The organism is Paracoccus marcusii (assembly GCF_006151785.1).
Taxonomy (GTDB): Bacteria; Pseudomonadota; Alphaproteobacteria; order Rhodobacterales; family Rhodobacteraceae; genus Paracoccus; species Paracoccus marcusii.
Map to the genome: position 1 here is coordinate 1 of NZ_VDDD01000113.1, position 10693 is coordinate 10693.

At 69.4% G+C, this 10693-nt stretch carries 9 protein-coding genes, 1 pseudogene and 1 riboswitch; of the genes and pseudogenes, 7 read left to right on the plus strand and 3 right to left on the minus strand.

What is annotated here, in order from left to right:
• The 3 genes and pseudogenes from FHD68_RS14800 to cobF all read left to right on the plus strand — a co-directional run.
• A pseudogene (locus tag FHD68_RS14800) lies at positions 1-636 on the plus strand (cobyrinate a,c-diamide synthase); the annotation flags it as partial.
• Positions 637-657: 21 nt separating this feature from the next.
• Positions 658-872, plus strand: a riboswitch (cobalamin riboswitch).
• 31 nt (positions 873-903) lie between these two features.
• Positions 904-1569 (plus strand): energy-coupling factor ABC transporter permease, encoded by a 666-nt coding sequence (locus FHD68_RS14805; protein ID WP_127897636.1) that lies wholly within the window; start codon positions 904-906, stop codon positions 1567-1569.
• The gene (gene cobF, locus FHD68_RS14810) at positions 1566-2306 is read left to right on the plus strand and encodes a precorrin-6A synthase (deacetylating) (RefSeq protein ID WP_127897635.1); all 741 of its coding nucleotides are present in this window, start codon (positions 1566-1568) and stop codon (positions 2304-2306) included. Before FHD68_RS14805 ends, cobF begins: the two co-directional genes overlap by 4 nt.
• Positions 2307-2321: 15 nt before the next feature.
• Here the strand turns inward: cobF and FHD68_RS14815 are convergent, their stop codons facing one another.
• The gene (locus FHD68_RS14815; RefSeq protein ID WP_164871385.1) at positions 2322-3218 is read right to left on the minus strand and encodes a GAF domain-containing protein; all 897 of its coding nucleotides are present in this window, start codon (positions 3216-3218) and stop codon (positions 2322-2324) included.
• Between the two features lie 331 nt (positions 3219-3549).
• On the opposite strand from FHD68_RS14815, the gene FHD68_RS14820 reads away from it, so the two are divergent.
• From FHD68_RS14820 to FHD68_RS14835, 4 genes are all read left to right on the plus strand, one after another.
• On the plus strand, positions 3550-4041 hold the full coding sequence (locus FHD68_RS14820; protein WP_127897633.1) for a Csu type fimbrial protein: 492 nt from the start codon (positions 3550-3552) through the stop codon (positions 4039-4041).
• Between the two features lie 11 nt (positions 4042-4052).
• Complete coding sequence (locus FHD68_RS14825; protein WP_139086117.1) at positions 4053-7136, plus strand: fimbria/pilus outer membrane usher protein; 3084 nt, start codon at positions 4053-4055, stop codon at positions 7134-7136.
• Positions 7133-8116 carry a Csu type fimbrial protein gene (locus FHD68_RS14830; RefSeq protein WP_167550415.1) on the plus strand — a complete coding sequence of 328 codons (984 nt, stop codon included), beginning with the start codon at positions 7133-7135 and terminating at the stop codon, positions 8114-8116. The genes FHD68_RS14825 and FHD68_RS14830 overlap by 4 nt, the downstream gene beginning before the upstream one ends.
• Positions 8117-8252: 136 nt before the next feature.
• The gene (locus FHD68_RS14835; protein WP_045982586.1) at positions 8253-8444 is read left to right on the plus strand and encodes a hypothetical protein; all 192 of its coding nucleotides are present in this window, start codon (positions 8253-8255) and stop codon (positions 8442-8444) included.
• Positions 8445-8471: 27 nt separating this feature from the next.
• Here FHD68_RS14835 and FHD68_RS14840 read toward each other — a convergent pair whose 3' ends face one another.
• Both FHD68_RS14840 and FHD68_RS14845 read right to left on the minus strand, forming a co-directional pair.
• Complete coding sequence (locus tag FHD68_RS14840; protein WP_127897628.1) at positions 8472-10349, minus strand: bifunctional sugar phosphate isomerase/epimerase/4-hydroxyphenylpyruvate dioxygenase family protein; 1878 nt, start codon at positions 10347-10349, stop codon at positions 8472-8474.
• Positions 10346-10693 (minus strand): shikimate dehydrogenase family protein (locus FHD68_RS14845; protein ID WP_425277550.1); only part of this gene is annotated, 348 nt, incomplete at its 5' end. The genes FHD68_RS14845 and FHD68_RS14840, both read right to left, overlap by 4 nt.

Below are 10693 nucleotides of genomic sequence, written 5' to 3' on the forward strand. Positions count from 1 at the left end.
CTGCCCGAGGCGCCCGCGCCGCGCCCGCTGACGCCCCCCGGCGGGCGGATCGCGCTGGCCCGCGACGCGGCCTTCAGCTTCGTCTATCCGCATGTGCTGGAGGCCTGGCGGCGGGCGGGGGCCACGATCCTGCCGTTCTCGCCGCTGGCGGATGAGGGGCCGGATGACAGCGCCGATTGCTGCTGGCTGCCGGGGGGATACCCGGAGCTGCACGCGCCCCGGCTGGCCGCCTGCGACGGGTTCCGCGCGGCCATGCACCGCTTTGCGGGCACGCGGCCGGTGCATGGAGAATGCGGCGGTTACATGGCGCTTGGGGCAGGCCTGGTGGATGCCGATGGAAAACGACACCAGATGTTGGGGCTGCTGGGGTTGGAGACCAGCTATGCCAAACGCCGGATGCATCTGGGGTACCGCCGCGCCGATCCGCTGACCGCCCTGCCGGGACTGGGTCGCACGGCGCTGCGGGGGCATGAATTCCACTATGCCTCGATCCTGTCCCAGCCCGATGCGCCCTTGGCGCGCGTGACCGACGCGACCGGCGCCGCGGTGGAGGAAACCGGCAGTCACCGGACGATGTCCGGGGGCGGGCATGTGTCCGGCACGTTCTTTCACCTGATCGCCCCGGCGGCGACTTGACGCAGGCCCTGCGATCCCGTCTATCTGACCGTCTGAATGGTGCCCGTCAGGCGTGAAACGCCGGGCTTCATCGGGAACGGGGAAGGGTGGACCCAATCGCGGCACCCGAAGCCCCGGCCGCCCCCGCGACTGTATGCGGAGAGCGCGCGTCACCCATGCCACTGGAGCGATCCGGGAAGGCCGACGCCGCGCCCGGACCCGCAAGCCAGGAAACCGGCCATGTCAGGCAACCCCATGCCGTCGGGTGGACGGCCACAGGAGGATGACATGCATATCGAAGAGGGCGTCGTCACCGGCGCCAAGCTGATACTGGGCTATGCCACGGCCGCCACGGCCGGGCTTTACGCGCTGAGGCTGGCGGCCCAGGCCCTGCGCGCGCAGGGCGGGGCGTCGCTGGCGGCGCGAGGGGCGCTGGCGACGGCCGCGACCTTCGTGTTCTTCCAGGTCTTGCCCACCGCGCCCGTGGGCGTGTCCGAGGTGCACCTGATCCTGGGATCGACGCTGTTCCTGATCCTGGGCGCGGCGCCGGCGGCGATCGGGCTGGCCCTGGGCCTGCTGATCCAGGGACTGTTCTTCGCGCCGTTCGATCTGCCGCAATACGGAATGAACGTGACCACGCTGCTGGTGCCGCTGTTCGCGCTGCAGGCGGTGGCGCGGCGGGTGATCGCGCCGGGCACCGCCTATGTGGACCTGCGCTATGGCCAGGCGCTGGCGCTGTCGGCGACCTATCAGGGGGGCATCGTGGCCTGGGTCGCGTTCTGGGCGTTCTATGGTCAGGGCGCCGGTGCGACGGCGGGGGTCCTGTCCTTTGGCGCGGCCTATCTGCTGGTCATCGTGGTCGAGCCGCTGGTCGATCTGGCCGTGCTGGCGGGCGCCAAGGCGGCCCGCGGCCTGCGCGGCAGCGGGCTGGTGACGCCCCGGCTCTACGCATGATCGATCTGGTGCTGATCGGGGCCGGCACGGGCCATCCCGACCACCTGACCCTGCAGGGCGTCCGCGCCCTGCAGGAGGCCGATCTGGTCCTGATCCCCCGCAAGGGCGCCGGGAAGGAGGATCTGGCCCATCTGCGCCGCGCGATGCTGGACCGCCACCGCCCCGGCGGCGCCGTGGCCCAGATCGACCTGCCGGTGCGCGATGCAAACCTGCCCTATCTGGAGGCCGTCGACCGATGGCATGATGCCATCGCGCAAGCCTGGGCGGCGGCCGTCGCGGCGGCGCTGCCGCAGGGCGGGACGGTGGCGATGCTGGTCTGGGGCGACCCGTCGCTCTATGACAGCAGCCTGCGCATTGCCGCGCGTCTGGACTGGCGCGCACGGGTGATCCCGGGCATCACCGCGATCCAGGCCCTGTGCGCGGCCCATGCCATTCCGCTGAACGCCCTGGGATCCGAGGTGCGGATCACCACCGGGCGGCGGCTGCGCGACGCGGGCTTTCCCAATGACGCCGACCGGGTCTTGGTGATGCTGGACGGCACCTGCGCCTTTGCGACGCTGCCCCCGAAGGGCCTGCAGATCTGGTGGGGCGCCTATCTGGGCATGCCCGAACAACTGCTGGAGGCGGGCCCCTTGACCGAGGCCGGACCGCGGATCGAGGCGGCACGCGCCGCCGCCCGGGCCGCGCATGGCTGGATCATGGATTGCTATCTGCTGGCCCGCGACGATGCAGCGTGACCGGCGCGCGGGACGTCAGGATGTCAGGCGGGTCGCGTCGTTGATCGTGCAGTCCCATGTCAGCCCGCCGTTCCGACCGGATGCGGGAAGCCCATGCCCCTCCAGCCACTTGACCTGACCGTCAGGCAGACGGATGCGCCAGCGATGGTGCCATGGGATCATTCCAGCGGCAGAGTTTCCGAACGATGCGCGGGCCAGCGGGTAATCCTCGACCATGCAAAAGGCGAAGACATCGCCGAACCGCGCCATGTATTCGGCGGCCGGGATGCCCCAGATCTGCTGCGTCTCCGCGGTCGCCGCGTCGATCGTCTCGGTCCCGTCGGGGGCATGGTGATAGGTCAGGACCGCGCTGGCCGGCTGTGGCAGGGCCGAGGCGCCGCCCGGTTCCTGACCGATGGCGGTCCGCATCCGTTCGGACAGGACCATCGTCTTGATCTGGGTCGAGACACCTTCCGCAAAGGCCTGCAGCACCTCGACATTGGCCGACGTCCAGTCCCGCGGCCTGCTTTCGGCCACGCAGAGGGCGGCGATGGCCCTGCCCGTCTCGTCCTTGACCGGCACGCCCAGATAGGCGACCACGCCGAACCTGCCGATTGCCAGATGCCCGCTGAACCGCGGATCGATCCGGGCATCCGCGATGACCAGCGGCGCGGAATTCGCGACGACGATCCGGCAGAAGGAATAGGCAAGCGACGTGACGCGATCCTCCTCCGCGGTCAGCATCAGGCCCGCCTCGGCCTTGAAGAACTGGCGGTCGTTCGCCTCGTCGATGATCGTCAGCAGGCTGGCTTGGCATGAGAATATCCGCCGCGCCTGCTCGACGACGCGGTCGAAGACGGGCGTCCGCGTCGGACGCAGCACGCCGTTTTCGTAAAGACGGATCAGGCCCGAATCGGTCGGCGGAACGTCCATGCCGGACAAGTCCCGTCGCGGGGTGCCATCTGTGGCGGCGGATCCGGCGCCAGGGTCACCCGCACGTTTCCAGTTCAAGGTCATGACCGAATTCTTTCGATACCCGGACTGCGACGGCAATGACCGCCGCGGCCAGGGATAAGGCATGGGTCCGCGGGGCGATCCGCGGATATTGGGAATTTGAGCAAAATCAAGGTTACACACTGGAAGGTTTAGTTTGACGCGAAATCACTGTGCCCGATACTTCTTAATACACCTTTAAGATGTGCTTTTTGCTTAGTCTGCAAAACTTCGGATCGGCGTTCTCGAATTTTGGAGCATATGAACCATCATGACACAGGAAATTTTTCCGACGATCTTAGCCGTCATCGCCCTTTCGGCGACCGCGCCCCTGGCGCAGACGGTGACGAAGGACAGCTTTGACGTCCGGATCACCATCGTCGCCGAATGCGAGATCACCTCGACCGAGACGCTGGATTTCGGGACCCAGGGCGTGCTTGGCACGGATGTCGATGCCACGGCCACGATGGAGGTCACCTGCACCGACACCACCCCCTATGACATCGGCCTGAACGAAGGGCTGGGCGCAGGGGCCACGACCAGCGTGCGCCAGATGACGTCGGGCGGAGAGACGATCGCCTATGCCCTGTTCCAGGACGCCGGGCGGGTGACGAACTGGGGCAATGCCGTGGGCGCGGACACCCAGCCCGCGACGGGGACGGGCGACGCGCAATCCTTCACGGTCTTCGGCCGGGTCCTGGCACAGGCGACGCCTGCCCCCGGAACCTATACCGATACCGTCACGGTGACCGTCACCTACTGAAAGGCCAGACCATGCGTGGATTTCTTGCAGGCGGCCTTCTGGCCGTGTCGATGTCGCTTGGCCTAGCGGTCGGGGCTGCAGCGCAGGGGTTGAGGGTCTCTCCGGTGCTGCTGGAGGTTCCGGCGCCCGGGGCGGCGACCACCCTGACCCTGCGCAACGACGGCAGCCGGCCGATCACCGTCCAGTCGCGCGTCTTCCGCTGGCTGCAGCCCGGCGCCCAGGACAGCTTGGAACGCAGCGCGGATGTCGTGGTCAGCCCGCCCGCGATCCAGCTTGCACCCGGCGCGACGCAGACGATCCGCGTCGTCCGCGTCGCGCGCACCCCGGTCAGCGGAGAGGAGGCCTATCGCGTCATCCTGAACGAGATCCCCGACCAGTCGCGCAGACAGGCGGGCGCCGTGGCCTTTGCCACCGAACTGCGCATCCCGGTGTTCTTTGCCGATGCCGGGGTGCGGTCCGCCGATGTCCGCTGGTCGCTGCGCCGATCGGGGGGCGCGACACATCTGGTGGCCCAGAACACCGGGGACAGCCGCCTGCGCATCGCCGACGTCACGCTGAGCGCGCCGAACGGCGCAACGGTGCGCCATCCCGGCCTGCTGGGATACGTGCTGGGCGGATCGTCGATGGAATGGCCGATCGCGCCGGCGGGGCAGATGGGCGGTTCGGCGCGGCTGTCGGCTACGACCAACCTGGGGCGCTGGACGTCGATGTCCCCATGCGCTGAGCGCATCGGCCGAGGGTGGCTGGTCATGACCGTCCTTGCGTCGCTGTGCTGCGGACCGGCGAGGGCCCAGGACATCCCGCCACCCGAGGCGGGGCAGGACCTGTACCTGGAGGTGTTCGTGAACGGCCAGCCCAGGAACCTGATCGCCCGCTTCACCGACGTGGGCGACGGCGTCCTCAGCGCGGATGCCGAGGACCTGCGCACCAGCGGCATCCTGGCCGGTGATGCCGTGACCGGAGAGGTCAGGCTGGACCAGATCCCCGGCCTTGGCTGGCGCCTGGTCGCGCCCGACCAGACGATCCGCTTCATCGTCCCGCCCGACATCGCAGCGCCCCACGAACTTGACGCCGGTACCCCGGCAGAGGACACCCCGCCCGGCGAAGATGCCGGACCCGCGGTCGATCAGGGCTATGGCGTGGTGCTGAACTATGGGCTGAACGTCGAGACCTGGCGCGGCGATGCGGGGGCCGGCGGCCAGCTGGTCTCGGGCAGTGTCGACGGGCGGCTGTTCATGCCCCTGGGGGTGCTGAACCACGCATTCGTCGTCGCGCCGGACAGGGACGGATCGCCCCGGTACCGGCGGCTGGAGACGAGCTGGCGCAGTTCGTTCCCCGGGCGCGCGATGCAGGTCCAGGTCGGGGACATCGCGTCACGCGGTCCCTCCTGGGCCAGGCCGGTCCGCATGGGCGGCGCGATGGTCGAGCGCAATTTCGGCCTGCAGCCCGATCTGATCACGATCCCGCTGGCCGGGTTCGAGGGCAGCGCCGCCCTGCCCTCGACGGTCGAGGTCTTCTCGGATTCGATCCGGGCCTATTCCGCCGAGGTGCCCGCCGGCCCGTTCAGCATCCGCGACCTGCCCTTGACGGGGGGGTCGGGGGTGGCGCGCGTCGTCGTGCGCGACGTGACGGGCCGCGAGACGCAGGTCGATCTGCCCTTCCTGATGTCGGACCTGCTGCTGAAACCGGGGCTTGCCGATTTCGCGCTGTCCGTGGGGCGGCCCAGGCTGGGCATCGGCACGCCAGGCGATCGCTATGGCGACGACATCTTCGGCGTGGGCACGCTGCGCTATGGCGTGACCGACGCGCTGACCCTGTCGGCCCATGCCGAAGGGGGGCGCGGCCTGCAGATGGCGGGGGCGGGTGCGGTGGTCCGGATCGGCCATCTGGGCACGGCCAGCCTTGGCCTGGCCGGCAGCCGGTCCGACAGGGGCAGCGGCGCGCTGCTGGATCTGTCGAGCAGCCTGTCGATTGGCTCCGCCGCCCTGTCCGGCCGGCTGATGCGGACCCAAGGGCGGTTCGATGACGTCGCCGCCGTGTCGGCCACCGCGCAGGGCGCGCGCACCGACCGATACGACTTTCCCCGCCAGATCGCCCAAGTAAGCTTGTCGATGCCGCTGGACAGCCGGATCGGCAGCGGCGCCAGCCTGTTTCTTTCCGACATCCGTGCGCCCGGCCCGGTCGCCCGCGAAACCGCCCTGGGCCTGTCCTTCAGCCGGAGGCTGTGGGGCGACAGCAGCGTGACGCTGAGCGCGACATCGCTGCGTGGATCGCGGCGCGACACGACCGCGGGGGTCCAGCTGCAGATCCCCCTGGGAACCCGGCATTATGCCGGGATGCAGTCCGAACGCCGCCAGGGCGGATGGCGTCACTATGCGCAGATCAGCGGCCAAAGCGCGGGCGACATCCCGCGGTGGAACTGGCGGGTGCAGGCGGACCAGGGGGACGGGCGCTCGATCCGGGCCGATGCGGGATACGAGAACCAGCTGGGTCGGGTCGAGGTCGCGGCGCGCAGCCAGTCGGGCGCCCAGGCCGTGGGCCTGCGGGTAGACGGAGCGATCGTCGCGTCGGGCGGCGGCGTCTTTCTGTCGCGCCCGGTCCAGGACGCCTTTGCCGTCGTCGATGCCGGCGCCCCCGGGGTCGAGGTCAGCGCCGAGAACCGCACCGTCGGCCGCACCGGGCGGTCGGGCCGCATTCTGGTCCCCGACCTGCGCGCCTACGAGGGCAACGCGATCTCCATCGACCCGCTTGGGCTGCCGCTGGATGCGGCCGCCGATGCCACGCAGCGGGTCGTCCGCCCGGCCCACCGGTCGGGGGCGACGGTCACCTTTGGCGTGCAGACCAGCACGCGCGAGGCGCTGATCGGGCTGGTCGACGGCCAGGGCCAGCCGCTGGAGGTCGGAGGACGGGTGGTGCTGAACGATGACGGCGGCGACAACCTGGTCGGATTTGACGGAGAGACGTTCCTGTCCGGCATGCAGGAGACCAACGTGATCGCGGTGTCCTATCCCGACGGGCGGCGCTGCCGCGCCGAGGTCGCCTATGTCGACGAACCCGGCGTCCTGACCCATCTGCAGAAGGTGCCATGCCTATGACCCCTGCCCCCTTCCGGCGTGCCATCCTGCTGTACCTGATCGCAGGTCTGCTGACCCTTGGGTTGGCCGCGCCGGCCCGGGCACAAAGCTGTACCTTCTCGGCCAGCAACATCGTGCTGGGGCCCGTCGATGTCCTGGGCAGCAGCCCGACCACCGCCACGGGCAACATCGCGGTCAACTGCTCGACCTTCCTTGGGCTGCTGACCTCGATCACGGTGACGATCGAACTGGGCGACGGTTCGGCTGGCCTGTTCGGCAGCCTGCGCCGCCTTGGGGGGCCGTCGGGCAGCAGCCTGGCCTATGACCTGTACCAGAACCCGACCCACACCACGATCTTCGGAGGAAGTCAGGGAACGCATGGCGGGCAGCCCGTGGTCCTGACGGGCAGCTCGGTCCTGTCGCTGCTGACGACGACGGGCATGAACGTGCCGGTCTATGCCCGCGTCCACGCCGCGCAGAACGCGGCCGTGCCGGGTGCCTACAGCGCGACCTTTTCGCGTCAGCCGCTGGATGTCCGCGCCACGACCGAGACGTGCAGGCCGGTTCTGGGATGCGACACGCGCGTGACGGGCTTCACCTTTGCCGTGCAGGCCCAGGTCCGCCCGAACTGCCGCGTCGTCGCCGACGATCTGGACTTTGGTCAGCATGGCCTGCTGGACCGGCCGGTCGATGCGACCAGCCAGGTGCGCGTGACCTGCACCGCGGGAACCAGCTACAGCCTGGGGCTGGGTCACGGGCTGCAGGCGGCGGGGATCGGCGGCCGGCAGATGCGCGATCTGGCGGGACATCGCGTGGGCTATCAGCTGTATCGCGACGCAGCCCGGACACAGCCATGGGGGCTGATCGCGGACGGCCTAGCCACGACGGATGCGGGGACCGGGGTCTCGCGCGCCGTGACGGTCCATGGCCGCGTGCCCGCGCAGCTGACGCCCCCGCCCGGTGCCTATTCCGATACCGTCGTGGTCACGGTCACCTATTGATCTGTCCAAGGATCGGGCAGCGGCGAAAATCGGCTGATTCGGGCTGGCATGATGCAACCAAAGGATGAACGATGCAGTTTACCTGCGCCGACCGACAGTGCCCAGCTTTTGCGAAGACGGACATGCCATGCCCCGAATGATCCTGACCGATCCCGACACGCTGCAACCGCGGGCCATCGATTTCGACCGCGACACGGACTTTGAAACGCACGAAACGGTGGGTGGCCTGACCTCGCTCACGGTGCTGCATCGCAACCGCGCGACCACCTATCGGGTGGTCGAGACGGTCACGCAGATCCAGCTGCTGCGCAACGTCGCGCTGCGCTGACGCCTGTGAGCCGCGGCCGCCGCGACGCTAGTGGCGCGGCATTCCGGCAGGACGGGCGGCGCGTTTCTGCGCGGCGATGCGGAACGGGGCATTGGGCGCGCCATAGCCCGCATAGTTGCCCTGCCGCTGGACGATCTCAAGGAAGAAGCCGTCGGCGCGCGGTTCGCTGTACAGCTGGAAGAACTGTCCGCCCTCATCCTCGTCATACATGATCGATGCCGCCTGCATCCGATCGACGAAGCCCTGATCCAGCCCGAACCGGGCCTGGATATCATCATAGTAGTTGGCGCCGATCCGCAGCGTGGCGAAACCGCGTTCTGCCAAGGCGGCGGCGGTGGCGAACAGGTCGTCGCTGGCAAAGGCCACATGCTGGACCGAGGCGCCGAAGCTGTCCTCGATGAACCGGCCGGCCAGGGTATGGCGCGCATCGGCCCCGTTCAGCGTCACCCGCAGCCCGCCCGACCGGACCGCCCGGCTGCGCACCAGCCCGTCGGGGTCCACGACATCGACCATGGGCGCCTTCTGCGCGTCGAAGATCGACGTGTAGAACAGCGACCAGCTGAGCATCTCGTCATAGGCCATGGTCTGGCCGATATGGTCGATCCCGGTGATCCCGGCCCCGGCCTGCGCGGGCGTCGCGCGGAAATCGACCTGCCAGATGCCCGCCAGGTCCGACGTGGCATCCAGCAGGCGGATCACGTTTCCGCTGACGCCCCGGATCGCGGGAATCGCCAGCTGTCCCGGCGGCGTCTCCTGGACCAGCGGCCGCGCCAGAAGCGCGGTCGCGCGCTGATACGCGGCGCGGGCATCGGGGACCATCAGCGCGATTTCCGACACGGTCGTCCCGTGGGTCACGTACGCGCTGTGGGCAAAGCCCGAGGGGTCGGAATTGACCAGCACGTTCACGCCGCCCTGACGCCAGACCGTCACCGGCTTGGAGACATGGCGCCCCCCTGCCGCAAAGCCAAGGCTGGACAGCAGCGTCTCCAGCGCGGGGGCCTCGGCCGCGCTGGTGGCGAATTCGATGTATTCGATCCGCTCGACCGGGGCCGGGGCGGGAAAGCGCGGCAGGTCGGGGGCGGCGGCCGGTTCGACACGCCGCACCTGATCCATCAGCGCGATCAGGCTGCGATGCCCGTCCTTGGCCACCATGCGCGGCAGGCCCGACCGGAACTGGTCGTTGAAGATCTCAAGGCTCAGCGGTCCGGCATAGCCCGTCGCCGCGACCGCCTGCATGAAGCTGGTCACGTCCAGATCGCCCTCGCCCGGCATGTTGCGATAATGCCGCGACCAGTACAGCAGGTCCATGTCAATGGCCGGCGCATCGGCCAGCTGCACGAAGAAGATCCGGTCGCCGGGAATGGCCCGGATGGAGGCCGGGTCGATCCGGCGTGCCAGCGTGTGGAAACTGTCCAGGATCAGGCCGACATTCGGGTGGTCGGCGCGGCGTACCACCTCCCAGGCGTCGCGGTGGTCGTTCACGAAACGGCCCCAGCACAGCGCCTCGAAGCCCACGCGGATGCCGTGGCGGGCCGCCAGATCGCCCAGGTCGCGGAAATCGCGCGCCATGCGGTCGATGCCGCCGATGGCCGCCGGATGCACGGTCGAACAGACCAGCATCAGGTCGGTGCCCAGCTGGTTCATCAGGTCGAACTTGCGTTCGGCCCGGGCCAGTGCGCGGCTGCGATGCGGTTCGGGCAGGCCCTCGAAGTCGCGGAAGGGCTGGAACAGCGTGATCTCCAGCCCGTGGTCGCGGACCATGCGCCCGACCTCGGCCGGGGTGAAGTCCGAGGCCAGGAAATCCTGCTCGAAGATCTCGATGCCGTCGAACCCGGCCTCGGCGATGGCGGCCAGCTTGGCGGTCAGGCTGCCCGACAGCGACACGGTGGCGATCGAGGTCTTCATGGCGCGTCCCGCCCGGCCGCCAGATCGTCGCGCAGGCGCCCCTCGGCCAAGGGCAGGCCGGTGAAGATGGCCCAGGCATCCACGCCCTGCCCCACGAACAGCTCGTATCCCGAGATGACGTCCAGACCCGCCGCCCCCGCATCGCGCAGGAACGGCGTGTCGACCGGGGTATAGACCGCGTCGAAGACCCATTCCGCCCCCATCATCAGATCGGCGGGCAAGGGCGTGCCGCCATATCCGACCATGCCGACGGGGGTGCAGTTGATCAGCCCCTGCGCGCCGGGCGCCAGCGCCGCCGCATCGGTGCCGGTCCGCACGACCAGCCCCGGCGCGGCGCGGCGCAG

Coding starts and splice junctions, on each gene's coding strand:
- FHD68_RS14840 (WP_127897628.1), bottom strand. CDS start 10,349: ATGAAGACCTCGATCGCCACCGTGTCGCTGTCGGGCAGCCTGACCGCC.
- FHD68_RS14820 (WP_127897633.1), top strand. CDS start 3,550: ATGACACAGGAAATTTTTCCGACGATCTTAGCCGTCATCGCCCTTTCG.
- cobF (WP_127897635.1), top strand. CDS start 1,566: ATGATCGATCTGGTGCTGATCGGGGCCGGCACGGGCCATCCCGACCAC.
- FHD68_RS14815 (WP_164871385.1), bottom strand. CDS start 3,218: ATGGACGTTCCGCCGACCGATTCGGGCCTGATCCGTCTTTACGAAAAC.
- FHD68_RS14830 (WP_167550415.1), top strand. CDS start 7,133: ATGACCCCTGCCCCCTTCCGGCGTGCCATCCTGCTGTACCTGATCGCA.
- FHD68_RS14825 (WP_139086117.1), top strand. CDS start 4,053: ATGCGTGGATTTCTTGCAGGCGGCCTTCTGGCCGTGTCGATGTCGCTT.
- FHD68_RS14835 (WP_045982586.1), top strand. CDS start 8,253: ATGATCCTGACCGATCCCGACACGCTGCAACCGCGGGCCATCGATTTC.
- FHD68_RS14805 (WP_127897636.1), top strand. CDS start 904: ATGCATATCGAAGAGGGCGTCGTCACCGGCGCCAAGCTGATACTGGGC.